19 protein-coding genes and 1 pseudogene are annotated in these 26,837 nt (G+C 64.8%); 7 read left to right on the forward strand and 13 right to left on the reverse strand.

Annotated elements, in window-relative coordinates; all coding sequences use genetic code 11:
• Positions 1–113 precede the first annotated feature (113 nt).
• Positions 114–1,637 carry a helix-turn-helix transcriptional regulator gene (locus tag VJ923_RS04660; RefSeq protein ID WP_326439051.1) on the forward strand — a complete coding sequence of 508 codons (1,524 nt, stop codon included), beginning with the start codon at positions 114–116 and terminating at the stop codon, positions 1,635–1,637.
• Between the two features lie 69 nt (positions 1,638–1,706).
• Here the strand turns inward: VJ923_RS04660 and hemH are convergent, their stop codons facing one another.
• Genes hemH through ileS form a run of 4 tightly spaced genes read right to left on the reverse strand, consistent with a single transcriptional unit; the run spans position 1,707 to position 7,403 of the window.
• Positions 1,707–2,894, reverse strand: coding sequence for a ferrochelatase (hemH, locus tag VJ923_RS04665; RefSeq protein ID WP_326439053.1), 1,188 nt, complete (start codon positions 2,892–2,894; stop codon positions 1,707–1,709).
• Positions 2,887–3,945 carry an RluA family pseudouridine synthase gene (locus tag VJ923_RS04670; protein WP_326439055.1) on the reverse strand — a complete coding sequence of 353 codons (1,059 nt, stop codon included), beginning with the start codon at positions 3,943–3,945 and terminating at the stop codon, positions 2,887–2,889. Before VJ923_RS04670 ends, hemH begins: the two co-directional genes overlap by 8 nt.
• 49 nt (positions 3,946–3,994) lie before the next feature.
• Complete coding sequence (gene lspA / locus VJ923_RS04675) at positions 3,995–4,555, reverse strand: signal peptidase II (RefSeq protein WP_326439057.1); 561 nt, start codon at positions 4,553–4,555, stop codon at positions 3,995–3,997.
• A gap of 1 nt (position 4,556) precedes the next feature.
• The gene (ileS, locus tag VJ923_RS04680) at positions 4,557–7,403 is read right to left on the reverse strand and encodes an isoleucine--tRNA ligase (protein WP_326439095.1); all 2,847 of its coding nucleotides are present in this window, start codon (positions 7,401–7,403) and stop codon (positions 4,557–4,559) included.
• 259 nt (positions 7,404–7,662) lie between these two features.
• On the opposite strand from ileS, the gene VJ923_RS04685 reads away from it, so the two are divergent.
• The 3 genes from VJ923_RS04685 to VJ923_RS04695 all read left to right on the forward strand — a co-directional run bounded on the left by VJ923_RS04685 (position 7,663) and on the right by VJ923_RS04695 (position 11,118).
• Positions 7,663–8,535, forward strand: a complete 873-nt coding sequence (locus VJ923_RS04685) for a DegV family protein (protein ID WP_326439059.1) — start codon at positions 7,663–7,665, stop codon at positions 8,533–8,535.
• The gene (dinB, locus tag VJ923_RS04690; protein ID WP_326439061.1) at positions 8,525–9,940 is read left to right on the forward strand and encodes a DNA polymerase IV; all 1,416 of its coding nucleotides are present in this window, start codon (positions 8,525–8,527) and stop codon (positions 9,938–9,940) included. Before VJ923_RS04685 ends, dinB begins: the two co-directional genes overlap by 11 nt.
• Before the next feature lie 353 nt (positions 9,941–10,293).
• Complete coding sequence (locus VJ923_RS04695; protein ID WP_326439063.1) at positions 10,294–11,118, forward strand: type III pantothenate kinase; 825 nt, start codon at positions 10,294–10,296, stop codon at positions 11,116–11,118.
• A 185-nt stretch (positions 11,119–11,303) separates the two neighbouring features.
• Here VJ923_RS04695 and VJ923_RS04700 read toward each other — a convergent pair whose 3' ends face one another.
• Positions 11,304–12,323, reverse strand: a complete 1,020-nt coding sequence (locus tag VJ923_RS04700; RefSeq protein ID WP_326439065.1) for a glycosyltransferase family A protein — start codon at positions 12,321–12,323, stop codon at positions 11,304–11,306.
• 55 nt (positions 12,324–12,378) lie between these two features.
• Positions 12,379–13,611 carry a UDP-galactopyranose mutase gene (gene glf / locus VJ923_RS04705; protein ID WP_326439067.1) on the reverse strand — a complete coding sequence of 411 codons (1,233 nt, stop codon included), beginning with the start codon at positions 13,609–13,611 and terminating at the stop codon, positions 12,379–12,381.
• A gap of 218 nt (positions 13,612–13,829) precedes the next feature.
• On the opposite strand from glf, the gene pta reads away from it, so the two are divergent.
• On the forward strand, positions 13,830–14,822 hold the full coding sequence (pta, locus tag VJ923_RS04710; protein ID WP_326439069.1) for a phosphate acetyltransferase: 993 nt from the start codon (positions 13,830–13,832) through the stop codon (positions 14,820–14,822).
• An 89-nt stretch (positions 14,823–14,911) separates the two neighbouring features.
• On the opposite strand, the gene VJ923_RS04715 is transcribed toward pta, so the two are convergent.
• The gene (locus tag VJ923_RS04715; RefSeq protein WP_326439071.1) at positions 14,912–16,354 is read right to left on the reverse strand and encodes a response regulator transcription factor; all 1,443 of its coding nucleotides are present in this window, start codon (positions 16,352–16,354) and stop codon (positions 14,912–14,914) included.
• A 265-nt stretch (positions 16,355–16,619) separates the two neighbouring features.
• On the opposite strand from VJ923_RS04715, the gene VJ923_RS04720 reads away from it, so the two are divergent.
• Positions 16,620–18,578 carry an FAD-dependent oxidoreductase gene (locus VJ923_RS04720; RefSeq protein ID WP_326439073.1) on the forward strand — a complete coding sequence of 653 codons (1,959 nt, stop codon included), beginning with the start codon at positions 16,620–16,622 and terminating at the stop codon, positions 18,576–18,578.
• 156 nt (positions 18,579–18,734) lie between these two features.
• On the opposite strand, the gene VJ923_RS04725 is transcribed toward VJ923_RS04720, so the two are convergent.
• A complete protein-coding gene (locus VJ923_RS04725; protein ID WP_326439075.1) occupies positions 18,735–20,168 on the reverse strand; it encodes a helix-turn-helix transcriptional regulator in 1,434 nt (477 codons plus the stop codon).
• 261 nt (positions 20,169–20,429) lie between these two features.
• On the opposite strand from VJ923_RS04725, the gene VJ923_RS04730 reads away from it, so the two are divergent.
• Positions 20,430–22,385 (forward strand): FAD-dependent oxidoreductase, encoded by a 1,956-nt coding sequence (locus tag VJ923_RS04730; RefSeq protein WP_326439077.1) that lies wholly within the window; start codon positions 20,430–20,432, stop codon positions 22,383–22,385.
• 248 nt (positions 22,386–22,633) lie between these two features.
• Here the strand turns inward: VJ923_RS04730 and VJ923_RS04735 are convergent, their stop codons facing one another.
• The 5 genes and pseudogenes from VJ923_RS04735 to VJ923_RS04755 form a co-directional block, all read right to left on the reverse strand.
• Positions 22,634–23,854 (reverse strand): acetate/propionate family kinase, encoded by a 1,221-nt coding sequence (locus tag VJ923_RS04735; protein ID WP_326439079.1) that lies wholly within the window; start codon positions 23,852–23,854, stop codon positions 22,634–22,636.
• A gap of 105 nt (positions 23,855–23,959) precedes the next feature.
• A complete protein-coding gene (gene xseB, locus VJ923_RS04740; RefSeq protein WP_326439081.1) occupies positions 23,960–24,226 on the reverse strand; it encodes an exodeoxyribonuclease VII small subunit in 267 nt (88 codons plus the stop codon).
• Positions 24,227–24,238: 12 nt separating this feature from the next.
• Positions 24,239–25,705 carry an exodeoxyribonuclease VII large subunit gene (gene xseA / locus VJ923_RS04745; protein ID WP_326439083.1) on the reverse strand — a complete coding sequence of 489 codons (1,467 nt, stop codon included), beginning with the start codon at positions 25,703–25,705 and terminating at the stop codon, positions 24,239–24,241.
• A 15-nt stretch (positions 25,706–25,720) separates the two neighbouring features.
• Positions 25,721–26,386: a zinc metallopeptidase gene (locus VJ923_RS04750; RefSeq protein WP_326439085.1), complete on the reverse strand. Its 666-nt coding sequence runs from the start codon at positions 26,384–26,386 to the stop codon at positions 25,721–25,723.
• A 103-nt stretch (positions 26,387–26,489) separates the two neighbouring features.
• Positions 26,490–26,837: pseudogene (locus VJ923_RS04755) on the reverse strand (ribonuclease D); the annotation flags it as partial.

Here is a 26,837-nt window from a genome sequence, read left to right on the forward strand (position 1 = left end):
CCTGAAAGCATGTCGCAGAAGATATATCACGTGATTCACTCGATTAAATATTGAGCTCGCGCGCCCCTCTCCGACACTCCCCTGCTCTACAATAACAACAAGGAGGATTTCAAATGAGCAGCCTAAATTGCAGTGAGGTACCTGAACCGAGTAGTCGCAAGCTCGCGGCCATGCGCCTATCAAACGGCGGATGGGGATTTCTTATTGCCTGGGGAATGGCGACTATCTTCACTGACACGTTCTCGACGAATACCGAGGTAAGCCTCGGCTGGTTCTGGCTTGCTTCCATGTTGGGCGCATCCGTCGGACTGCTTCTGTTCTTCCTCTTAGGACGGTGTCTCGTCGACGAAAACGGCTGGAGGCGCCTTGTTCTTTTCGCCGCCGCCTTCATGGTTCTTGGGACGATTATCCTTGAGATGACGGTAAATATCGCCGCCGAGCACCGTCCTCTGTTGTGCGTGATTGCGGGGTTTGCATCGTCGATAGGAACTGCCGCGCTTACCGTTGCGTGGGGTACGCATTACAGCCGTCTCAATATGGCGGCGATAGAGCGTGTTTCCGCGCTCTCGCTTTTCATTTCTTTCGTCTGCTACGGTCTCGTTCTCGCTCTACCGAGAACCATAGCTTTCGCTACGGTGCTGGCATTTCCCCTCTTGTCCGTGCTTTGCCTGAAATGCGCGAGTTCTATAGAGACTCCTCTGAAAAGCAAAGCACGGGAAGAGAGCGGCAACTTTGCCCTCAGGGGCTTTGTGCGTCTCGGCATAGGAGTCGCTGCAACGACTCTTGTTGTCTCGCTTTACTGGAGCTTTGTCATAGCGGGGGCCATACCCCTTGAGAGCAGGACTTTCAGCATCTCGGTCCTTTCGGGCTCTATCACAGCGCTCGTTCTCATGGGATACCTGCTCCGCTATTCTCGCTCGTTGAATCTCGGGACGCTCTATCGCTGGACGCTTCCCCTCATAGCTATTGCCTTTTCTTTCTTGCTTTTCGAGGGAGCGTATTGGGCGATAGCGGCAACGCTCATTGTCTTTGCCGCTCAAGCGTTGCTCAACCTGGTTACTTTTGTCTATTTCGCAGAGCTCGCACAAAGCACCGGCGCTTCTCCTGTGCGAATATTCGGACTCGGACGATTCTTCGTTGAATTTGGCTTTCTCATGGGGTCGCTCATAGCGCCAGCGGCACTGGGCCTTACGCCCTACGCCGGAGGAACGATCCAAGGAGTGCTCCTTATCGCGCTGACGACATTGACCATAGCGGTTATGATTTCAATCGCCACACAAGATAGGCTTGCGTTCACGCTTGGTAAGCGCGAGGAGCACACAAACGTTTCCGCTACGAGCCCATCACATCTCACGAGCGATACCGCCGCAGACGACCGAAGCGGCACAGACGTCTTCCAGGCTGCATGCAACACCATATCCGCAAAATTCGGACTCACCAAGCGGGAGAGCGAGATTCTTCCCTACCTTGCCCAAGGATATTCACTCCCCTATATCCGCAACGAACTTTACATCTCGCAATCGACCATCGACACCCACGTGCGCCACATCTACAAGAAAATGGATCTGCACTCGAAAGAAGAAGTCATCACTTCAGTGCGTCAAACCGTTCAGCAACTTACTTCAATCCCCAAATAAGCCGCACCGGAGCCGTTCGCCGCCGTATAGCATCTTGCCGCACCGCGGCGAACGGCTATGACAGAAAGCTTAGACGCCCTCGTCCCCCACGTAGGGAGCGAGCACGGAGGCGAGCACCTTCAGATGCGCCTTGGACTTGTTGAGGCAGGGAACGTACACGAAGGGCTCGTCGGCTTCGAGCTGGCGGTGGGCGCCGCGGCGGAAATCCTCGGAGGCGCGCTTCATGCGCACGGTTTTCGCGATGTCGCGGTGGGCTTCCAGGTGCGCATCGCAATGGGCGGCGCGTTTGCCGGTGTTCTCCAGGGCGCCGGGCTCCTCGTCGGCATCCACCAGCTCGCCGGCGAGCGCCGCGCGGTAGATGGGCTCCAGCTCGTTCGGCACGTCGTAGAGCGTCTCCAGGCAGTCCACCGCAAAGTTCGGGCACACCACGAACAGGCGGCTGCCCGGCTCGGCGGCCTGGGCCAGGCGCACGAGCGTGGGCCGCGTGAAGGGCGACAGCCACGTACGGCCCTTGTCGAAGCGGCTCTGGTAGCTGATGGTCCAGCTGCGGCGGTCGAGCCCGAGCTCGCCGGCTACAGCCAGGCTCGTGGCCCCGGTCTGCAGCTCGTAGGTGTCCCCTGCCTCGATATCCTTCAGCGGGATGGAGTGGTACGAGAACAGCAGCCGGTCGCCCCGCTCCTCGGAGAAGCCCGCGTTGCGGATGGAGGCCGCGATGGCGCGCACGTATACCGGGTTCTCGCTGTAGTCGTCGATGAAATCTACCGCGCCCTTCCAGCGCGCCCGGCGCACAGCCCGGGCAAGCCCGTCAGCCACCGAGGAGGTGGTGGAAAGCGCCGACTGCGGGTACATGGGCAGCGCCACAAGCCGCTCGCAGCCCGCCTCCTTCAGCTCCCGGACCGCCTGCTTGAGCGACGGCGCGCCGTAGCTCATGGCGGCGCGCACTTCCACGGGCAGCCCCCGCTCGGCGTAGTAGTCGGCAAGCCCGCGCTCCAGGGCCCCATAGGCCACAGCCATCGGCGAGCCGGCCGCCGTCCAGATGGCGCAGTACTTCTCGGCCGAGGCCTTGGCGCGTTTGCGCAGGATAACCGTGTGAAGCAGCATCCACCACACCGGGCGCGGCATGGGGCAGATCCGCGGGTCCATGAGGAACTGGGCGAGGTACTTCTTCACGGCCTTGGGGGTGGGGGCCGCCGGCGTGCCCGTGTTCGCGATGATGACGCCCACCTTGCCCGGTACGGGCGCGACCTTTCTACTCATGGGGCACCTTCCCCTCCACCGAGGGCGCAGGAGAGGCCTCCATGAGGGCGAACACCTCGCGGCCCGCATCCGTCACCCCGACCGAGCGCTCGCGCAAGCCCTCCAGCGCCTCGGCCAAGTCGCGCGGCAGCTGGTCGGCGAAGGCCATGGACTCGCCCGTCGCAGGATGCTCGAAGGCGATGCTGTAGGAGTGCAGGAACTGTCGCTCGAGCCCCAGCTGGGCCCGCGCGTCGCGAGGGCCGTGGGCGGCATACACCGGGTCTCCCACTATTGGGTGGCGCGTGTACTGCATGTGCACGCGAATCTGATGGGTGCGACCCGTGAACAGCTTGCACTCGATAAGGCTGTAGCCGTCGTCCTTGGGACCCGCCTCGAAGCGCTCCAGCACGCGAAACGTGGTGATAGCCTCGCGGGCCGAGGGCACATCGCGCACGGCCATGCGGCAGCGCTCGTCGGCCGATCGCGCGATAGGAGCATCGATCATGCCCGTATCGTGGGCCATGATGCCGTGCACCAACGCAAGGTAGTGGCGGTCCACCGCGCGCTCCTGAATCTGAGCCATGAGCTCGCGACCCGCCTCGTCGGTCTTGGCGGCGAGCATTAGTCCCGAGGTATCCCGATCGAGGCGATGCACGATGCCGAGGCGGTCGGCCTCCTCGCCCTGCACGTTGCAGAGATGCTCCTCGCCGCAGTGCCAGATGAGCGCGTTCACAAGCGTGCCGTGGGAATGATCGGCCGAAGGATGGCACACGAGCCCCACCTGCTTCGAGATGACGAGCATGTCCTCATCCTCGTAGCGCACATCCAAATCGATGGGCTCTCCGTACACGACGACGGTCTCGGGCTCGTCGTCCACTTCGTAAACGATGGTGTCGCCCGCGGCCACGGCGTGCTTCTTGGACACCGCGGCGCCGTTCACGAAGACGCGGCCCTCCTCGATAGCGCGCGCGGCGGCAGAGCGGGAGGCGTACAGCCCGCGTGCGGCGCACAGGGCATCCAGGCGACTTCCCTCGTCGCTTGCGGTGGCGATATAGCAAATTGATCTTGACATGAAACCCATTCTAGCGCGGATGGAAAAGGTCAGCTATCCCCTGTACGCGCTATTCGCGCTCGTCCACGTCATTTTCAGAATCGTTCGCATCGGGCTTCGCGTGAATCGAAGCGGCGGCCTGCTCCGACTCCTTCCGCATGGACCAGAGCATGCCCGCGAAGAAGAGAACGAAGCCGCACGTGACCCCGATATCGGCAACATTGAAGGTGGGAAAGCTGATGAAGGTAGTGTCGATGAAATCGACCACGTAGCCCAAGGTGAAGCGGTCGAGCGCGTTGCCAATGCCGCCGGCCACCACAAGCGCGATGCCGAGCGTCTCTGCGACACTTGCCCGCTTGCCCGCCGTGAATAGGTACGCCGCGAGCGCGACGCAGACCAGAAGCGACATGACGCCCAAAGCAAACGTGGACTGGTCGAACATGCCCCAGGCCGCCCCGGTGTTGTGCGCGAGGCGGAATTGGAAGAGCCCCAAAAAGGGCCCGGCCACCACCTGGCCGATTTCGAAGGCGTTGAAATAGGCCTTAGTGGCCAGATCCAGCGCAAGCCAAACCAAGGCAACGCCGGCGAAGATGCCGGCGTTGCGCTTGCGGTTGTCCGTCACATTGTCCACGTTACTCGCCCTCAAAGCCGATGGCCTCAAGAGCGCCGGCGCAGCGGGCGCACACATCCGGGTGGGCCGCGTCAATGCCCAGCTCGCGGATGTTCCAGCAGCGCGGGCACTTCTCGCCCTCGGCCACCGTAACCGCAGCGGTCACCTCGTCGCCTTCGCCTTCCACGAACTGCACCTTGGCCACGATGAAGAGCTCCTCGAACACCGCCGTATCGAAGGCGGCGGCCGTGGCCACAAGCGCCGCCGGGGCCGTCACCACGATGGAGGCCTCCTGGCTCTTGCCGATGACCTTCTCGTTGCGAGCGTCTTCCAAAGCCTTGGTGACCACCTCGCGCACGGCCATCATCTCCTCGAGCGGAGCCACCTGCGCGCCGGCGTCAGACGGAAGCGCGGGCGTGAAATCGCGCAACGCGGGCCAGCCGGCCAGCTGCACCGAGGGCTCGCGGCCCTCGACGGAACGGAACGCCGGCGGATAGAACTCCCACACCTCGTCGGTCGTGAACGAGAGGATGGGAGTCATGACGCGCACGAGCACCTCGAGGATGTTCATGAGCACCGTCTGCACGGCCCGGCGGCGCGGAGAGTTTGGCGCCTCGGAGTACAGGCGGTCTTTGGTGACGTCCATGTAGACGGCCGAAATGTCGTTCACATAATCGTAGAGCGCGCGGTAAACGCCATTGTAGCGGAAGGAATCGTAGCCCGCTTCCACGTCGGCGAGCAGCTGGGTGAGGCGCACGAGCGCCCACTGATCCAAAGGCTCGAGGTCGTCCCAGCTCTCCACGAAGTTCTCGGGCCCGAAATCGTTCAGGTTGCCCAGCAGGAAGCGGAAGGTGTTGCGGAAGCGGCGGTAGGCGTCGGAGACCTGCTTTAAGATGTTCTCCGAGATGGAGAAGTCCTGGGAGTAGTCGCAAGAGGACACCCACAGGCGCATCACGTCGGCGCCGAACTTGTCGCACATCTCCTGGGGATCGATGCCGTTGCCGAGCGACTTCGACATCTTGCGGCCCTCTTCGTCCACCGCGAACCCGCAGTGCATGACCGACTTGTAGGGCGGCACCCCGTAGGCGCCGATGGAGGTGAGCAGCGAGGACTGGAACCAGCCGCGGTGCTGGTCGGAGCCCTCCAGGTACACATCGGCCGGGAACGTGAGACCGTCGGCCTCGGCGCGATGGCGGCAGACGCTCGTGTGGGACACGCCGGACTCCCACCACACGTCGAGAATGTCCTTCTCGGGCACCAACTCGGTGCAGCCGCAGATCTCGCACTTGGTGTTACGGGGCAGATAATCGCTCGGCGCCTCGGTGAACCAGGCGTCGGCCCCCTTGGTGTTGAACAGCTCGATGACCGCGTCGAAGGTTTCCTCTGTGGCCACGGTAGATCCGCACTTGGCGCACTTGAACACGGGAATCGGCACGCCCCAGCTGCGCTGGCGCGAGATGCACCAGTCGGGACGGTCGGCCACCATGGCGCCGATGCGGTTCTTGGCCCAGGCGGGAATCCAGGTCACCTCCGTATTGATGGCGCGCAGCGCATCCTCGCGCAGGGAGTTCTTGTCCATGGAGACGAACCACTGGTCGGTGGCACGGAAGATGACCGGCTGGTGGCAGCGCCAGCAGTGCGGGTAGGAGTGGTTGATCTTCTTCTCGGCCACGAGCGTTCCCTGCTCGCGGAGCCAGTCGATGATGACCGGGTTCGCCTCGTCGGTGGAAAGGCCGGAAAACTGGCCCGCCTCATCGGTGAACACGCCGTTGTCATCCACGGGCATAAGCAGGGGGATGTCGAACTCCAGCGCCACCAGGTAGTCGTCCTGGCCGTGGCCGGGAGCGGTGTGCACGGCACCGGTGCCGGTATCCAGCGTGACATGGTCGCCGTAGATGACCGTGCCCTTGATGTCGTGGCGCACCGGCGCGGTGTAGGTGAGCCCGAAGAGCTGCTTGCCCGCAAGCGCCACCGGCTCCCCGTCGGCGCCGCGAACGAAGTCGTAGTCGTCCCAGCCGGCCACCTCGGCCACAGTCTCAACGAGCTCCTTGGCCATGATGAGGTTGTCGCCGCCCACCGTCACCATGACGTAGTCGGCGTCGGGGGCCAAAGACACCGCCGTGTTCGCCGGCAGCGTCCAAGGGGTAGTCGTCCAGATGAGCAGCCAGGCATCGCCCTCGGCCCCGCAAGCCTCGAACACGCCGGGCATGGCATCCAGCTTGAACTTCACGTAGATGGAGGGCGACACCTCGTCGCCGTACTCGATCTCCGCCTCGGCGAGCGCCGTATGGCAGTGGGTGCACCAGTGGATGGGCTTGCGGCCGCGATAGATGGAGCCCTTCAGGTACAGGTCCTTGAAGATCTCCACGTTACCGGCCTCGTAGTTGGGGATGAACGTGAGGTAGGGATGGTCCCAATCGGCATTCACGCCAAGGCGCTTGAAGCCCTCGCGCTGGATGTCAACGTACTTCTCGGCCCACTCGCGGCAGCGCTGGCGCAGCTCGGGCTGGGAGATCTCGGCCATCTTCTCGGGCCCCAAGGTGACCTCCACCATGTGCTCGATGGGCTGGCCGTGGCAGTCCCACCCGGGGATATAGGGGGTGAAATACCCACGCTGAGCATGGCTTTTCACCACGAAGTCCTTCAAGATCTTATTGAAGGCGTGGCCGGTATGGATGGGGCCGTTGGCGTAGGGCGGGCCGTCGTGCAGCACGAAAGGCTTTCCGTCGGCGTTCTTCTCCAGCACGCGGCGGTAGATGTCCATGTCCTGCCAGACGGCGAGCCGCTTAGGCTCGTTGGCCGGCAGGTTCCCGCGCATGGGAAAGTCGGTCTCGGGCAGGTTCATGGTGTCTTTGTAGCTGTTCGACACGGTTCGTCCCTCTTCCACTTCGAATTCGTCTTATCTATCACGGCCCGCTTGGGGGCGGGCGGCTGCGAGTGCATCTAGCAAAGTATACGGTAAGAGCAGCATAGGCGGGCAATAGTTACAAGTTTTTCTCAGGAAAGGCTTCAAAGCGCTCGCCGGGCGATGAGAGGCGGTTTTACGCTAAAATGGTCGCAAAGCAACCGAGGGCGCCCGCGCTGCCGTCGCAATTGCCGCACGCCCTCCCACCGATAAGGAGCTCTCCATGGCCTTCGCCATCGTCACCGACTCGTCCTGCAACCTGCCCGAAGAGGTCATCGATCAGTTCGATCTGCACATCCTGCCCCTCACCTTCATGGTGGACGGGGTGGAGCACCGCAGCTACCTCAAAGGGCAGAAGACCGACTTGAAGCAGTTCTACACCATGATGCGCGAGGGGAAGGTCATCACCACGTCGCTTCCGAACCTGAAGGAGTCCCGCGAGCTTTTGGAGGGGCTGCTCGCAAGCGGGCAGGACGTGCTCTACATCGGGTTTTCCAGCGGCCTTTCCGGCACCTGCCAGGCCATCGACCTCATGCTCTCCGAGCTTGCCGGCGAGTATTCCGACCGCACTGTCATGACGGTGGACACCCTGGCCGCCTCCCTCGGCGAGGGGCTGCTCGTGTACTACGCCGCGAAGATGCGCGAGGAGGGCGCTCCCATCGGCGAGGTGCGCGACTGGCTGGAGGCCAACAAGCTGCATCTGGCCCACTGGTTCACCGTGGACGACCTCATGTTCCTGTTCCGCGGCGGCCGCGTCTCGCGCACGAGCGCCTGGGCGGGCACGCTGCTGAACATCAAGCCGGTCATGCACGTAGATGACGAGGGCCACCTCATCCCGCTGGAGAAAGTGCGCGGGCGCAAGAAGTCGCTTAAAGCGCTGGTGGACCACATGGAGCAGACGGCCAACGCGCCGGTGTCCGAGCAGACCGTGTTCATCACCCACGGCGACTGTGTGGAAGATGCCGAGTACGTGGCCGAGCTCGTGCGCGAGCGCTTCGGGGTCACCGACATCCTCATCAACTATGTCGACCCGGTCATCGGCGCGCATTCCGGCCCCGGCACCATGGCCCTGTTCTTCCTCGCCAGTGAGCGATAGCTCTCCCAGCCTGCCACCCTGGGAAGGGCCGGCCATTCTGCTGGTCGACCTCGACGCGTTCTTCGCCTCGGTGGAGCAGCTCGACCATCCCGCCTGGCGCGGCAAGCCGGTCATCGTCGGCGGAGACGCCGATTTCCACGGCGTTGTCTCCACGTGCTCCTATGAAGCGCGCGCTTTCGGCGTGCGCTCGGCCATGGCCTCGTCCATAGCGCGCACACTCTGCCCCGACGCCATCTGGACCCACGGGCACTTCCATCGCTACCGCGAAGTGTCGACGGCCATCATGGCCATCCTGCACGATGAGACACCCCACGTGCAGCAGGTCTCCATCGACGAGGCCTTCATGGACGTGACCCCTACCGCCGTGAACATCGAGCACCCCGTAGCCGTGGCCCAGCGCATTCAAGAGCGCGTGGCCGCCCTCGGCGTCACCTGCTCCATCGGCGTGGGCACCTCGAAGTCAGTGGCCAAGATCGCCTCCGACCGCGACAAGCCCCACGGCCTTACCGTGGTATTCCCCGGCACCGAAGAGGCCTTTCTGGAAGAGCTGCCCGTTCGCACCTTGTCCGGCGTGGGCGCGGCGGCCGAGAAGACCCTGCACGCCCACGGCATTCGCACGCTCGGGCAGATGGGGCGCGCCGACAGGGCGCTCCTGGGAAAGGTCTTCGGCAAGAACGGCGAGATGATGCGCGATCGCGCCTTGGGACGCGACCGCTCCATCGTGGCCGAAGACGATGAGGTGAAATCGGTCTCCAACGAGATGACCTACGCCCGCGACCTTGATAATCGCACCGACATCGAAGCGGCCCTGTCCACCATCAGCGCCAAAGTCGGCCGCCGCCTGCGCCGCAAGGGGCTCAAAGGGCGCACCGTGGCCGTGAAGGTGCGCTACGACAACCGCACCACCCGCTCGGCCCAGTGCCAGTTGCCCGCCCCCACCAACGACGACATCGCCTTCACTCCCGTCGTGCACCGCCTGATCGGCGAGCTGTGGGCGCCGGGCATGAGAGTGCGCCTTCTAGGCGTGGCCATCAGCCACTTCGATGACCCGGCCGCCCCTGTGCAGGAGTCGCTGTTCGACCTCGCCGCGATGGACGAGACGGAGCGCGCCGACGGTGGCTCCTCTTCCGGCGGCACTTTCTCCCGCAACGGCAGTCCCACATCCAACGGCATCTCCTCCCCCAATGCAAACCCCTCTTCCGGCGGCACCTCCCGCGCCCAGGGCGCGCGCCCCGCGGCGAGCGCGCCCCTCATCCGCGACGAAGAAAAGCGCCGCAACCTTCTGGCTGCCACCGACGCCTTGCAGGAGCGCTTCGGCGACGGAACCGTGCGCTTCGGCTTCGAGCTGCGCCAATCCGACAACACCACCGGCTCCTCCTCGAAAAACGTCGAAGACTATAAGTAGCCCCTTCCTCCCGCAGCGCCCCGCCTTCCGCAGCGCCCCGCCCCTTTCCCCGCGTCCCGCAGCGCTCCGCCCCTTTCCCCGCGTCCCGCAGCGCTCCGCCCCTTCCGCCGCTTCCCTCTCTCCCTTCGCACCCTTTGCCTCCCCTCGAGTACTTCGCCCCCTCGCGCCCTCTCACGCACTCCGCAAACCATACAAAAGTGCGGTTTAGTTCTGGCAAACCATGCAAAACTTGCCCCATCTCCTTTTCGCGGGAAGATAAATGCACTTTTGTATGGTTCCCGACGGATGGAGGGTCGACGCCACCCGAGAGGCCCGATAGCGTAAAATGGACGGAGCAGAAGAAAGGGTCAAGCATGGCAGTGGTTTTAGCAATTGACATTCGGAACACGCAGACGCAGATCGGGCTCGTGCTGGACGGGGTGCTCGTTGCGCGCTGGACGGTTCCGACCGACTCCAGCGAGACGGCCGATGGCGCCATCGGCGTCGTCCTTCAGTTCTTCGAAGCCCTCGAGCGCGGACTCGTGCGCTTGGAGCCAGCTGCGCCGACACGTATCGATTTGCCCGCCGAGGCGCCGTTGTCCGACGGCGCCATCATCTCCTCGGTCATCCCGATGCTCACCGATGTCTGGGCAAGCGCCGCGCAACGGCTTTCGAAAAGCCGGCCCCTCACCGTGGGCCCCGGCCTGAAGACCGGCTTGAAGATGAGCCTTACCGACCCCACCGAGGCGGGCGCCGACCGCGTGGCGGAAATGGTAGCGGCCAAAAGCGCCTACGGTGCGCCGTGCCTCGTCGTTGACCTGGGCACCTCCACCACCTTCCAGCTCCTCGACGACAAGGGAGCCTTTCGCGGCGGCATCATCGCCCCGGGCATGGAACTCGGCGCCCAGGCCCTCGCTCGCGGTGCGGCCCAGTTGGCCGATGTGGAGCTGCGCACCCCGAAATCACTGCTCGGGCGCAACACGGCTGAGGCCATGCAGGCAGGTATCGTCATGGGAGAAGTAGCCCGCATCGACGGACTGATCGACATGATCTGGAACGATTGCGGCTACGAAGCCCCCGTCGTGCTCGTGGGCCAGCACGCCGAATCCATCGCAGCGCTTCTGGCCCATGAGGCCACCGTCGACCAAACCCTCGCCCTACGCGGTCTCATGGAGCTCTACGCGCTCAATAAAAAGTAGCCGAAGGGAAGAACGACTCCTTATCGGACAATATCAGCGAGAAGCTCTGACGCGTTTCAGATTTGCCTGCCTTTGCATCAAGCGGGTCCGGCCAACACCGAACGCGAAACAGGGGCGAGCACGAAACGCGCCGGAGCCTCGCAGCGTCGACAGGTACGTGCGTCTGGCCAGGGCGCCCGGAGCGCCTAGTTGAATTTGAAAATCTTCTGAGCAATGTGATAGCCGCCAAGGCCGATCTTGCCGCCCAAGTCGGTAGGCAGATTCGTGGCCAGGTTCAGCACGTTGGTGCGCACGCGGCGGTACAGCGACGGGTTCTTCTCCTTCAGGTAGTCCCAAATTTCCTGAAGATCGCGCTCGTCCTGCTCTCCCCCGCGCATACGCAGAAACACCGAGCAGATGCACATCATCATAGACAGGTAATTGCGCAGGTAATGACGCAGATGGCGCTGGCGGACGGCCTGCGGGTCGACATTGTTTATCATCTGGCGCGTGACGCGCAGCTGCTGATCCATCCGGCCCATCATGACCTTCTCGTTGACCGACTGGTCCTCGCGCCCGATGAAGTACCGGTAGGCGTCCGCATTGAAATAGCGCATGGTGCGCACGTACACGAGCGGCTCGTAGACGAAGATGTTGTCCACGTAGAAAGTGTGCTCGGGCAGCGTCAGGTGCATCTTCTTCAGCATATCGGTGCGGTAGTACACCGAGTGCATGAGCAAGTACTGGCTCGGCAGAAACGTGCCCACCTCGTCCCAGCCGAACTCGTAGCCCTCGGGCAGCACGTTGGTGTAGCCCATGACCTTCTGCACGCCCTCGTCAACTTTCTCGTAGACGTAGTTGGCTACCACCATGTCGCACGGCACCGGAGCCTCCACTTGCGTGCGCATGTACTCCATGAGCGGGAACATGGCCGCGGCATCGAGCCAATCGTCGGAATCGACCACCTTGAAGTAGAAGCCCTCAGCGTTGGCAAGGCCCGTGTTCACCGCGCCGCCGTGGCCCTTGTTGGGCTGATGGATGGCGCGAACGATGCCGGGGTGCTCTGCCTGCCAGCGATCGCAGATGGCGGCCGTGTCGTCTTTGGTCGACCCGTCGTCCACGAGCAGAATCTCGATGTCCTCGCCGCAAGCGAGCAGCGTCTCCACGCAATGGTCCATGTAGGCGGCCGAGTTGTAGCAGGGCACGGCGAAGGTGATAGTCTTCACAAGCGTCTCCTCGATCGGGACTTCAAGGTCGGGGCTTTATCGGTGCTGATCGCGGCTACTCCGCCGCCAACCGCGCCGCGAGAATCTCCTCGGAGGCGGCCAGGGCGCCGGCGACAACCTTGTCCATGTTGAAGTAGCGGTACTCGGCCAGACGACCCAACGGGTGAAAGTTCGGCAGCGTATCGGTCAGGCGGCGGTAGCGCGCGTACAAGGCGTCGTTGTCGTCGTTGATGATGGCGTAGTAGGGAATCTGCGTTTCGGGATCCTCGTAGGCGCGGGAGTACTCGCGCATGATGGTGGTCTTGTCGCAAGCCTGCTCGGTGAGCCACTTGAACTCGGTGATGCGCGTGTAGTCCTCGGTCACGGTGTAGTTCACCGTGCCGCAGGGCAAATGATAGGTCTCGTCGAAAGTCTCGTAGACGAAGTCGAGCGAGCGATAGGGCAAGCGACCGAAGCGGCCCAAGAACAGCTCGTCCAAAGGACCGGTATAGACGATGGGACCCTCGAAGGCGGTGTCCTTGATACGGATGGCCTCAAGCGGGGCGTCTTCCTCGCGACTCGCGAACACCAGGTCGAACACGCTTTCCGCCTCGGTCTCAAGGCACACGGTAATGCCCTCGTGGGAAAGCAGGTTCTCGAACAGGCGCGTGTAGCCATCGACCGGCATGCCCTGGAAAGCGTCCTGGAAGTAGCGGTTGTCCCGCGAAATGAACACCGGCACGCGGGCCGTCACCGAGGGGTCCACTTCCTCGGGGGTCAGGCCCCACTGCTTCTGGGTGTAGTAGAGGAACACGTTCTGATAGACGAAGTCCGCCACCTCCACCAGCTCCGGGTCCTCCTGGGCGCGCAGCTCGTTGATAGTCACCTTCCGCTCGTCGCCGAAGGTGGCGATGAGCTTCTCGATGAGCCGGGCGGCCTTCTCCTCGCCGAAGGCGATCTCCATGGAGTTCTTGTTGAAGGGCACGGGCATGTAGGTGCCGTACCAATCGGCGAGCACGCGATGCTGGTAGCTCGACCACTCGGTGAAGCGGGCCAGGTAGTCGTAGGCCTCCTGGTCGTTGGTGTGGAAGATGTGGGGCCCGTAGCGGTGCACGAGCACGCCGGCCTCGTCGTACTCGTCGTACATATTGCCGGCGATGTGCGGGCGCTTCTCGATGACAAGGACGCGCATGCCGCCCTTCTCGGCCAGCTGGCGGGCGCTCACGGCGCCGGCGAAGCCGGACCCGACGACCACGGCGTCGAAGTCGGCGATATCAATGGTGTGGAAATCGGCATAACATACTGCCATGGCGGGCTCTCTCCCTCATGTTCGCTGTCGGTGAAACGGATCCCGGCGGCCTCGTCGCCGCTCAAGTTCTGGGTTATTGTACCCAGCAAGCGCCTCTCGCCCTCTAAATCCCATACAAACCGAATAATTCAACCTGCAAGGCCACACCCCGCGCTCCCCCTGCGGGCCGTGGCCTATCATGGAGGGGCAACCCACCCGCACCGGAGAAAGGAGCCGCCGTGAGCGCATTCCTCGACACCATGATCGCCCAGGCGAAATCTGACAAGCAGGCTATCGTTCTGCCTGAGGGCAACGACATCCGCACGCTGCAGGCAGCCGAGAAGATCCTCGCCGAGGGCATTGCCGACCTCATCATCCTCGGCAATCCCGACGACATCGCCGCCGCCGGGCTGAACCTCGAGGGCGCCCGCATCGTGAATCCGCTCACCTCCGAGCTGCGCGAGGGCTTCGCCGAGCGTCTGGCCGAGCTGCGCGCCAAGAAGGGCATGACGCGCGAGCAGGCTCTCCAGCTCATGGACAACGAGCTGTACTTCGGCATGATGATGGTGAAGGAGGGCCAGGCCGCGGGCCTCGTCTCCGGCGCGTGCCATTCCACCGGCGACGTGCTGCGCCCCGCCCTGCAGATTCTGAAGACCGCCCCCGGCGCGTCGATGGTGAGCTCGTTCTTCATCATGAACGTGCCCGACTGCGAGCTGGGTCACAAGGGCACCTTCCTGTTCTCCGACTGCGGCCTGGAGGTGCAGCCCGACGCCGAGCGCCTGGCCCAGATCGCCCTGAACGCCGAAGCCGCCTGGAGAAGCCTCATCGACGGCGCCGAACCGGTGGTGGCCATGCTGTCGCACTCCTCCTACGGGTCGGCCGCAAACGACGACGCCGACAAGGTGGTGCGCGCCACCGCGCTCGTGAAGGAGCTCGCGCCTGAGATGGCCGTCGACGGCGAGCTGCAGCTGGACGCCGCCATCGTCCCCGAGATCGGCGCGGCGAAGGCGCCCGCCTCGCCGGTGGCCGGCCGCGCCAACGTGCTCGTGTTCCCCGACATCGATGCGGGCAACATCGGCTACAAGCTCGTGCAGCGCCTGGCCAAGGCCGAGGCCTACGGGCCCATCCTCCAGGGAATCGCCGCTCCGGTAAACGACCTGTCCCGCGGATGTTCGGCCGAGGACATCGTCGGCGTGGTGGCCATCACCGCCGTCCAGGCCCAGGAGAAGTAGGAACGTCCCGTCCGCAAGCCTACGGCACGAGGAGCCGGCTTTTGGCCGGCTTCTTTCATAGAGACAGCACCCCGGCCCTGCGCCGCGTCCTAGTCGCGCGGAGCGCCGAACATCTCGAAGAGCTCGTCTCGGCTGTGTACGCCAAGCTTCTTGTACACATGGCGGATGTGCGACTTCACCGTGCCGTTGGCCACCACCATGGCCCGAGCCACCTCGCTGGCCGACTTCCCCTCCAGCAGAAGCACGAGCACCTCTTTCTCGCGCTCGCCCAGGTTGTGCTCGGCGGCGATGCGGTCGAGGGCCTCGCGCCGGGCGGCGACGCGGGCCTCCTCGGGGTCTGCCGGCGCGCGCTCGTCGAGCACCCCGTCGGCGCGGCGCGTCATGAGACCGCGGCGGATGAGGGTGAACATCGCCGCGTTCGCTGTGAGGACCGACAGGATGACCATGATGTCGGAGGCGAACGACGGCGCGAACAAGAAGCACGCGGCCATGCACAAACGGCCGACGATGCAGCCAGCCGTAAACGCCACCATGAGGCGCAGAAGCCCCGCGGCCGCCCGGCGACGATCCCCTCCCATGCCGGCGCACAGCAGCACCGCCGCGTAGGCGAGGAACAGAAACATCCCGAGCGCCGCCAGATCGAAGGACAGGGCGGGGTCGATGTTGAGGGAGGAAGCGGCGATGGTGGCCATGACGATGGCCGGCACCGCGACGCTCGTGAGCGGGAAGGCCGACACGTTCACCAGAAGGCCCAGGGCGCACACGAGCAGCATGGGAGCGAAAAAGGCGCCCGCCGCGAACGAGGCGCTCTCGCCGTCGATGCCCGCGAACGATATGGCCGTGATGAAGGCAAAGCTGAACAGGCACGTTGCCAAGACGAGGTAGCGGAAGGGATGATCGCGCTCCGCCGGAAGCGCGACGGCGCCATCTTCCATTTCGGCCCGCACCGCCTTGAGCTTTCGAACAAGAACGAACGTGGCGATGAAGAGGAGCACGGCCATGCAGGCGCAGATCTTCGCGCCCACGAGCCCCGAGAAAACCCAAATGGCGAATCCCGCGAACATGGCGGCCAACATGATGTTCCAGACCACCGCCGAGGGCCGCAGGCCCGCATGCACGGCGATCCACGACACCATGGCCACGGGCAGGTAGATGCCGAACACCCCTCCGAATACCCAGTTCACCGGGTCGGGTACATCGATGCCCACCTCGAACAGGACGCAGTACACCACGAGCGTGCCCTGCACGAGCCCGGCAAGGGCCCACAGCGCCCGCCCGCTCGGCACAAGGGGGACGCCCCCGCGTCCGCGCACGATGAGCGCGATGGCGCACAATAGCTCGGCGACATAAGTGGCGTCGGTGTAGGACACCATGAGCGCCGAGGTGTGCCACATGGCCGGCCAGAAGTACACCTGCCCCACGAAGGCGAGGTTGCACGCCAAGCCCACGAACAGGCTCGCCGATCCGGGGGCCTGGAACTGCTCCTCGAATCCGGATCGCAGGACCGCAGCGGCCTTTTCCAAACGATTCATTTGTTCCCTCCCTGTTTAAGCGCCCCCATCAAACCACATCGCAGCCCACAACGCCACCCTTGACTTTAGGCCGATCTTACACGGGTTAGCCCCGGGTTAGCGGGGTGGGTTAGCGAATTCTTCCCGTCGTTATCCCCCGGTTACTCCTCACGCTAACCGCGAGGCCCCCGATATAGTGGCCACCGTCAACGAGGGCGACGCGCCCTCGATCGGCCGGGGTCCCAGGGAGGGACGGCCGAAAGAAATCAACCGTAAGGGAGTGGAAATGGGAAAGTTTACCCGTCGACAGTTCATTACCGGCGGCGCCGCGGGCGTCGCGGCCATCGCGGGTCTCGGTCTTGCGGGCTGCGCGCCGCAGGCTAAGGGCGAGAAGGCCATGGCCGCCACCGGCGAGGGTTCCACCTTCGCCGACACCATCGCCTGGGACGGCGAGTACGACGTCGTCGTCATCGGCTTCGGCGCCGCAGGTGCCGTGTCCGCCTGCTACGCCGCCGACGCCGGCGCAAAGGTCCTGCTTCTCGACAAGGCCCCCCAGGGCATGGAGGGCGGCAACTCGCGCTTCTGCGGCCAGATTATCCTGAATTCCGACAACAAGGAGTCCATGCTCGCCTACAACAAGGCCATGGCCGGCGACTTCGAGATCGACGAGGAGCTCTTCGACGTGTACGCCGAGGGCCTCACCCAGACCAAGAACATGCTGCGCGACTTCTTCGGCGTGCCCGAGGAGAACTTCATGGACTGGAAGTACGATTCCACTCCGCAGCCGCTCATCGGCATGTTCGCGCCCGAGTACCCCGAGCTGGAGGGCGGCGAGGACCTGCACGTGCTGACCGTCAGCGACAACGTGTGCAACTCCGCCCTGTGGAAGGTGTACCGCAACAAGGTGCTGTCCATGTCCGACAACATCGACGTGTGGTACATGTCCCCTGGCGTGAGCCTGTTCCAGGACCCGGTCAGCAAGGCCGTCATCGGCGTCGAGGTCGATAAGGCCGGCGAGACCGTGAACATCCGCGCCAAGAACGGCGTCGTCATGACCATGGGCGGTTTCGAGAACAACAAGCAGATGGTGGAGGACTACCTGGGCCTCACCAAGAGCACCCCGGCCGGCACGCTGTTCAACACCGGCGACGGCATCAAGATGGCCATGGGCGTGGGCGCCGACCTGTGGCACATGGAGGCCTTCGAGGGCAACTGCTTCGCCCTGGGCGGCATCTCCTTCGTGGTGCCCGAGGACCAGCACGCCAAGACCTTCAACGACCTGCGCAACCTCTCCGGCAGCATCGTCGTGGTGGGCAACGGCGGCGAGCGCTACCTGCGCGAGGACGTGTACAACCGCCACGGCCACGTGCCGAGCAACGGCGACTGGATCAGCCCGAAGCGTCCCCGCAGCACCTACATGGTGTGGGACGCCGCTCAGAACAAGGCGATCACCGAGGAGTATCACGGCATCCCGGCCGGCTTCGAGGACCAGGTCGTGACGGCCAACACCATCGCCGAGCTGGAGAGCGCTCTCGGCATCCCGGCTGGCAAGCTCGAGCAGACCATCACCGACTTCAACAAGATGGCCAACGACGGCTACGACCCGGCCTTCTACCGTGCCGCTGAGACCATGCGCGCCTTCGGCGAGGGCCCCTTCTACGCCATCGAGATGATTCAGGCCTTCCTGAACACCCAGGGCGGCGCCCGCCGCAACGCCCGTGCCGAGGTTGTGGGCGTCGACGGCGAGCCCATCCCGCACCTCTACTCCGCGGGCGAGTTCGGCGGCATGACCCCCTACCAGTACAACGGCGGCGGCAACATGGCCGAGTGCCTCATCTTCGGCTCGCTAGCCGGTGCCAACGCGGCTGTGGAGAAAGATCCGCTGCCGGCGCTTCCCATGGGCGTCGTGTCCGAGATCGTGTACACCCAGGGTTCCGGCAGCCACCAGGTCGACCCCGACCCGACCCAGTCCGTGCAGCTCGGCGAGGGCGAGTACCTCGGCACCTCGAAGCTGTGCATGGGCAACGAGCTGGCCGTCAAGGTGACCATGAACGGCGACAAGATCGCGGCCATCGAGGTTGTGCAGCAGCAGGAGACCGCCGGCGTGGGCAGCAAGGCGCTGGACGCCCTGCCCGCCCAGATCATCGAGGCCCAGTCCACCGAGGTCGATGCCGTGGCCGGCGCCACCGTTTCGAGCACGGCCCTCAAGGACGCCGTGAACAACGCTCTCGCCCAGGTGAAGTAAGTAGCCTGATGCGATAAGGGACGCGCAAGCGCCCCGCAATCCCTCCCCATTGGAAAGGCGGGGCCCTTCAGGGCCCCGCCTTTCCGCACTTCAACGGCAGTCGGTCCGGCTGCCCCCCGCACGCCGAGACCGCCGCTTGAGCGCGCGGCGCGCGGATTACTCGCGCTCGATGCCGAACATCTCGAACAGCTCGTCGCGGCTGTGGATGCCGAGCTTGCGGTACACATGGCGGATATGCGACTTCGCCGTGCCCTTGGCCACTACCATGGCCCGAGCCACCTCGCTCGCCGACTTTCCCTCGAGCAGAAGCGTGAGCACCTCTTTTTCGCGCTCGCCGAGGTTGCGCTCGGCGGCCACCCTGCCCACCTCGACGCGCAACGCCGGCTCCAGTTGCTCGGCCTCGGCGGAAAACGGCGCATCCGGGGGCACCTCCCCCGCACTGCGCGGCACGCCTCCCCGGCGCACGAGGACGACCATCGCGGCATTGGCCGCCAGGATGGAGAGCACGATGAGCATATCCGATGTGAGAAGGCCGAGAAACGCCGTGCATGCCACCATGCACGCGCGGCCGACGAGGCAGCCCGCCGCGAAGGCAGCCACGAGGTTCAGGAAAGCCCGCAAGGCGCGCGGCGGGTCAGTCCGCATATGCGCGCACAGCAGGACGACGCTGTAGGCGAGGAAGAGGAACATACCCAAGGCGGCAATATCGAACGAAAGAGCCGGATCGATGTTGAGCGAGGACGCCGCAATGGTGGCCATGACGATGGCCGGCACCGCGATGCTCGCCAGGGGGAAGGCCGACACGTTCACCAGAAGCGCCGCCGCGCACACGAGCATCATAGGCGCGAAGAAGGCCCCGGCCGAAAACGACGCGCTCTCGCCCCTGATGCCGGCGAAGGCGATGGCCGTGATGAAGGCGAAGCTGAAGAGGAACGTCGCGGAGACGGGGTAGCGGAAGGACGGAACGGCCGGCTGGGCCGGAGCGGGAGCCGAGGCCCCCTCGCGTATCGTGCCGAGCTTCCGCACGAGGACGAGGGTCGCGGCGAAGACGAGGAGCACCGAGCACACGCACACCTTCACACGGTCGAGATCCGAGAAGATCCATATGGCGAAGGCAGCGAAGACGGCGGCGAGCATGATGTTCCAGATGAGGGCGGAAGGACGCAGATCCAGGCACACCGCGAACCAGGAGAGCATGGCTACCGTCAGGTAGATGCCGAGGATGGCGCCGCACGCCCAGTTCACCGGATCGGGCACCGGCACCCCCGCTTCGAACAGGGCGCAGTACAGCACCATGGTCGCCGCGACGAGCGCCGTCAGAAGTCCGACGAGCCACGGCGGGGGCACGGCGCCCGACCGCCGCACGCGCGCGCCCACGATGAGGGCGCACAGCAACTCGGCGACATAGGCGGCATCGGTGTAGGTGACCATGATGACGGAGGTGTGCTGCATGACGGGCCAAAAGTACGTCTGCCCCGCGAACGCGAGGTTGCAGGCGAGTCCGACGAGCAGGCTTGTAGAGCCCGTGGCGCGGAACTGGTCCTCGAAACCCAGGCGGAGCGCAAGCGCCGCCCTCTTGAAACCGTTCATTGATCCCTCCCTTGTCCTCCCCCATGAAAGCACAACGGAAATCACCGCGCCAGCGTCAAAGCGCTAACCCCCTGCCGGGTTAGCGGAGTGGGTTATCGAGGCGGGTCAGCCCATTGTGCCCCGTTAACCCCCGCTTACCTCTCCCGCTGCCCCACGCCCATCCGATAGGGTGAGAACCGTGCTCGGGGGCATAGGGATCCTCCGAGACGACCGAACCTAGAGGAGGGGCGGTCGAAAGACAACGAACGTAAGGGAGAGGAAATGGGAAAGTTTACCCGTCGACAGTTCATTAGCGGCGGCGCCGCGGGCGTGGCGGCCATCGCTGGCCTCGGCCTTGCGGGCTGCGCGCCCGCCGGCCAGGGTTCGCCCATGGCGGCTACCGGCGAGGGCCTCACCTTCGCCGACACCATCGCCTGGAACGGCGAGTACGACGTCATCGTGGTCGGTTTCGGCGCCGCGGGTGCCGTGGCGGCCTGCTACGCCGCCGACGCCGGCGCGAAGGTGCTGCTCATCGACAAGGCGCCCCAGGGCATGGAGGGCGGCAACTCGCGCTTCTGCGGCCAGATCATCCTCTACTCCGAGGACAAGGACGCCATGATCTCCTACAACAAGGGCATGGCTGGCGACTTCCAGCTCGCCGACGACGTCGTGGAAGCCTACGCCGAGGGCCTCACCCAGACCAAGAGCATGCTGCGCGACTTCTTCAACGTGCCCGAGGAGAACTTCATCGACTGGAAGGAAGACTGCTCCATCCAGCCGATCATCGGGATGTTCATCCCCGAGTACCCGGGCATCGAGGGCGGCGAGGAGCTGCGCGTGCTCACCGTCAGCGACGTTCTGTGCAACTCCGCCCTGTGGAAGACCTACCGCAACAAGGTCATCTCCATGGCCGACAGCATCGACGTGTGGTACATGTCCCCCGCCACCAACCTCATCCAGGACCCGGTGAGCAAGACCGTCATCGGCGTGGTGATCGACAAGGCCGGCGAGACCGTGAACGTGCGCGCCAAGAACGGCGTCGTCATGACCCTGGGCGGCTTCGAGAACAACAAGCAGATGGTGGAGGACTACCTGGGCATCACCAAGCACGCGACGGTGGGCACCCTGTTCAACACCGGCGACGGCATCAAGATGGCCACCGAGGTGGGCGCCGACCTGTGGCACATGGAGGCCTACGAGGGCAACTGCTTCTGCCTGGGCGGCGTGTCCTTCGTCGTGGGCGAGGACGAGCACGCCAAGACCTTCGGCGACCTGCGCGTCCTTTCCGGCAGCATCGTCGTGGTGGGCAACGGCGGCGAGCGCTACCTGCGCGAGGACGTGTACAACCGCCACGGCCATTCCCCGAGCAACGGCGACTGGATCAACCCCAAGCGCCCGCGCCGCACCTACATGGTGTGGGACTCCGCCCAGAACAAGGCCATCATGGAGGAGTACCACGGCATTCCCGAGGCCTTCCAGGACCAGATCGTGACAGCCGGGAGCATCGCCGAGCTGGAGGCGCTGCTGGAGATGCCCGAGGGCAAGCTGCAGCTGACGGTCTCCGACTTCAACAAGATGGCCAACGACGGCCACGACCCGGCCTTCTACCGCGACCCCGAGTCCATGCGCGCCTTCGATGACGGCCCCTACTACGCCATCGAGATGGTGCAGGCCCTCCTGAACACCCAGGGCGGTCCGCGCCGCAACGGCCGCGCCGAGGTCATCGGCAACGACGGCGAGCCCATCGGCAACCTGTACTCCGCAGGCGAGTTCGGCGGCCTGACCCCCTACCAGTACAACGGCGGCGGCAACATGGCCGAGTGCCTCATCTTCGGCAGCATCGCCGGCACGAACGCCGCGGTGGAGAAGGACCCGCTGCCCGCGCTGCCCCTCGATGTCGCCTCCGACATCGTCTTCACCCCCGGCAGCGGCAGCAACCAGCCCGATCCCGACCCGGCCCAGTCCGTGCAGCTCGGCGAGGGCGAGTACCTGGGAACCTCCACCCTGTGCATGGGCAACGAGCTGGCCGTCAAGGTGACCGTGGACGGCGGCAAGATCACCGCCATCGACATCGTGCAGCAGCAGGAGACCGCCGGTATCGGCAGCAAGGCGCTCGACGCCCTGCCCGCTCTGATGATCGAGGCCCAGTCCGCCGAGGTGGACGCCGTGGCCGGCGCCACCATCACCAGCGTCGCGCTGATGGACGCCGTGAGCAACGCCCTCGCTCAGGAGAAGTAAGTACCTGATGCGACGCGGGGCACCCTCCCACCCCGCGATACCTCCCCGGAAAAGGCGGATTCCCCGAGCGGGATCCGCCTTTTCCTTTTCCTCAGATCGGGCCGGACGGGAAAGAGAGCCCGTTCCTCCGCGACTTCGCCCGCCCTCGAACGCACAGCCCGCCCCTCGCTCCAAAGAAAAAGCCCCGGGCGCGCATGAGACGTGCGCGTCCGGGGCCGAGAGGATCGCGGGGCGAGGCCGTGAGGCCCTTATGCCAGCTCGGAGATCTCGAGCGAGCCCTCCTTCACCAGCTGGTAGGTGTCGCGGGCGATCATGTACTCCTCGTTGGTGGGAATGACCACGATGCGCACGGCAGAGTCGTCGGTGGATATCTCGCGTTCGTGGCCGCGCAGCTTGTTCTTCTCGGGATCGATCTTGATGCCGAGGGGCTGCAGGCCCGCGAAGATCATGCGGCGCATCTTCTCGCAGTTCTCGCCGACGCCGGCGGTGAGCACGATGGCGTCCACGCCGCCCATGACGGCGATGTACTGGCCGATGTACTTCTTCGCGGAGTTCGAGTACATCTCGTAGGCCAGCTGCGCGCGCGCATCGCCGGCCTCGGAGGCCTCCTTCACGCTGCGCAGGTCGTTGGAGATGCCGGAGATGCCCAGAAGGCCGCTCTTCTTGTTCATGAGGTCGTTCACCTCTTGGGTGGAAAGACCCTCCTTCTCCATGATGAAGGGGACGATGGCCGGGTCGATGGCGCCGCAGCGGGTGCCCATCATGAGGCCGTCCAGCGGTGTGAGGCCCATGGAGGTGTCCACCGCCACGCCGTGGTCGACGGCCGAGATGGAGCAGCCGTTGCCGAGGTGGCAGGTGATGAGCTTCAGATCCTCCAGCGGCTCGTCCATGAAGGCGGCGGCGCGCTCGGAGATGTAGCGGTGGGAGGTGCCGTGGGCGCCGTACTTGCGGATGGCGTACTTCTCGTACAGCTCGTAGGGCAGCGGGTACATGTAGGCCTTCGGCGGGATGGACTGGAAGAACGAGGTGTCGAAGACGGCCACCATGGGCTTGCCCGGCATCTGGGTGCGGCAGGCCTCGATGCCCATGAGGGCGGCCTTGTTGTGCAGGGGCGCGAGCTCGGCGAGCTCGTCGATCTTGGCGACGACGTCGTCGTCGATGATGACGGAGCGGTCGAAGTACTTGCCGCCCTGCACGACGCGGTGCCCGATGGCGTCGATGTCGTCGAGCGAGCCGATGGCCGCGTTCGGACCGGAGGTGAGCGCCTCCAGCACGACGGCCATGGCGGCGTTGTGGTCCTCCATGGGCTCGTCGATGACGAGTTCGTTGTCGTCGATGCCGTGCTTGTGGAAGGCCTCCGCAGAGCCGACCCGCTCGCAGATGCCCTTGGCGAGCACTTCCTGGGTCTCGACATTGACGAGCTGGTACTTCAGCGACGAGGAACCAGCGTTGATAACGAGGACGTTCACGGGGCCTACCTCCTAATCAATTGTTTTCCCTATTGTAGGAGTGCCGGCCAACCGCCGCTCAGCTGCACGCGTCCTTATCGGCAAGCGGAGCCCCGCTCACCGATTCTAAGAGAGCGTGGTGTCCTGGGTCTCGTCGTCGGGAGCGGCCACTAGCTCGCCCATGAGCACCTCGACCTGCTGCTCGGCGGCGCCGAGGCGCTTCTGCAGCGAGCCCAGCAGCACGACGCCGCGCTCGTAGGCGTCCAGGCTCTCCTCCAGCTCCAAGGTGTTGCTCTCCAACACCGAGACAATAGACTCCAGCTCACCGAGCGCCTCGCGGAAGGTGAGTTCTTCGACAGGCTTGCGCTCGACATTCTCTACGACATCGCTCATCAGGCGTCCTTTCTAATTCCCGTCCGCTTCGGCGAAGTCCTCCACGGAGCTTTCAATATGACGGATATCCTCGATGGCGCAGTCCATCTCGCCATCGGATACGGTTACCGTAAGCCGCTCCCCCACGGTCACGGCACCGACCGAGCTCACCACGGCTCCCTGCTCGTTTTTGGCCATGGCGTAGCCGCGCCCGATGGTGGCCAGAGGCGACAGGTCGTGCAGCCGCGCCGCGTTCACGGCCACCGCCGCGCGGTAGGGTTCGGCGAGAGAGCCTCCAGCGCGAATCAGTCGCTGGCGGCTCGCCGCAAGCTCGCGGGCGGAGCGCTCGCCGAAATGCGCGCCCAGATAGGCCATACGCCCCGATGCCGCGGCCACCGATGCCTTCGGAGCGGCCAGCAACACGGGCAGCATGCGCCCCAGGGCTTCGCCGATGAGCCCCAGCCGATGGCGATCCTCCCTAAGCGAGGCGGGCAGCGCCCGGGCAAGACGGCCGGACAAATCGTCCAGGGCCAACGCCTCTGCGTCGAACAGCCGTGCCGGCTCGCGGAACAGCGGCAGCGACGCCAAACGGTCGACGCGCAGGGAAAGCCCGTCGAGGCGGCGCTCCTCGCTGTGGCGCATAGCGGCGCCCAGTCCCTGGATGCGAGCCGCTATTTCGCGCCGATCCGGCGCCACCGTCTCGGCAGCGGCCGTGGGGGTCGAGGCACGCACGTCGGCCACCATGTCGGCGATGGAGGTGTCCGGCTCGTGCCCGATGCCCGTCACCACGGGCACGGGGCAGGCTGCGATAGTACGCGCCAGACGCCGGTCGTTGAAGGGCATGAGGTCCTCGAAGGAGCCTCCGCCGCGCACGAGCAGCACCACCTCGGCGCCGGCGAACACCACCTTCGCCAGGCCGTCCACCAGCCCGTCGGCGGCACCGGGGCCTTCCACGGGCACGCCGGCGAACAGGATGCGGGCCAAAGGATAACGGCGGCGCAGCGTGCGCAGCACATCGTGAACGGCAGCCCCGCGCGGGGACGTGACCACGCCGATCGTCTCCGGATACGCAGGGAGCGGGCGCTTGCGGGCCGGGTCCATGAGCCCCATAGCCTCAAGTTCGCGGGCGAGGTTGGCCACCTGCAGCCGCAGCTGGCCCTCGCCGGCCAAGGTCACGGAGAACACATCGAAGTTCATGCGCCCCTTGGCCGCATACAGCGAGAACCGCCCCGTGAGCTCCACTAGGGCGCCCACGCACAGCGACACGCCCGAGGCCTGGTAGCGGCTCATCCACATCATGCAGGGCAGCGAGGCCTTCTCGTCCTTGACGGTGAAGTACACCGCCTTGTAGCCCGGCTTGTCGTTCACCTCGGACACCTCGCCCACCAGGCGCACAACCACCGTCTCCAAGGCGTTCTTGGCAAGGCCCATGGCCGCCGACACCGACAGCGCCGCAGCGGCCTCTTCTTCAGTTGAGGCGTTCGGCTCCTCGTGGGTCATAAAACGGCTTCCGCCCTATTCCTGACGCTGGCCAAGCAGCCACAGCAGCTGCAGGATGGAGGTGAGCGCCGCCGCCAGATAGGTGAAGGCGCAGGCGCGCAGCACATCGAAGGCGCCCTTGCGCTCGGTGGCGGGCAGGCCGATCTGGCCCATGTAGGCCATGGCGCGCTGCGAGGCGTTGAACTCAACGGGCAGCGTCACGATTTGGAAGAGCACCACCACGGCGTACATGATGATGGCAGCCGTGGTAAGCCCCGAGATATTCAGGAAGATACCGGCCATGAGCAGGAAGATCCAGGCATTAGAGGCCAAATTCACCGCCGGCACGATGGCGCCGCGAATCTTCATGGGCGTGTAGTCCTGGGCGTACTGGCAGGCATGCCCCACCTCGTGGCAGGCCGTGGCCGTAGCGGTGATGGTGCGCCCGTCGTAGGCCTCCGGCGACAGCGTCACCGAGTTGCTGCGCGGGTCGAAGAAATCCTGGCCCGGGCCGCCGCGGAACACCTGCACACCGGAGATGCCATAAAAGGAAAGCATCTGGCGCGCACACTCGGCACCGGTAAGACCCGATGAGTTGGCCACATGGGAATAGGTCTTGAGCTTGTGGTTCACGTACCACTGGGCGCCCATGCCGATGACGAGCGTCACCACGATGAGCATGAGATAGCTGTTGGAAATCATAGCGGTTCTCCTTGCGTATGCCTTCGGTTTTTGGCAGCTAATTATAGACGTCGGTTCAACAGCGTCGTTCAATCGCCCGCGAAAGCGTGAAAGATACGTAACCCTATTCAATGGGAGAGACGACGAGCCCCTCGGGGCAAAGCGACAGGCACAGCCGCCCGGCGAGCAGCTCTAAAAGCTCCTCCCCCACCATGGCGCGGCGCCAGCCCTTCAGAACATCGATCCCCTCGGTGTAGCCCCGGGCGACGCTGGCCAGCTCGCCGCGGCTCGCAAGCGTCTGCATGGCGATGTCGTTCTCCTTCGCGCGCAGACGCACCAAAGCCTCCATGAGGTCGAGCTCCGCATCCACGTTGCGCTCGCTTTTCGGGGACTTGTCCAGCTCGGGCCATTCGGAGGGCGCGCGGTCGAGGCCCTTCACAAGGGCGGCGGCCACCTGGCGCGCATCGCGGGT

Origin of the sequence: Adlercreutzia shanghongiae (assembly GCF_035830635.1) — a bacterium.
In the GTDB taxonomy this organism is placed as follows: Bacteria; Actinomycetota; Coriobacteriia; order Coriobacteriales; family Eggerthellaceae; genus Adlercreutzia; species Adlercreutzia shanghongiae.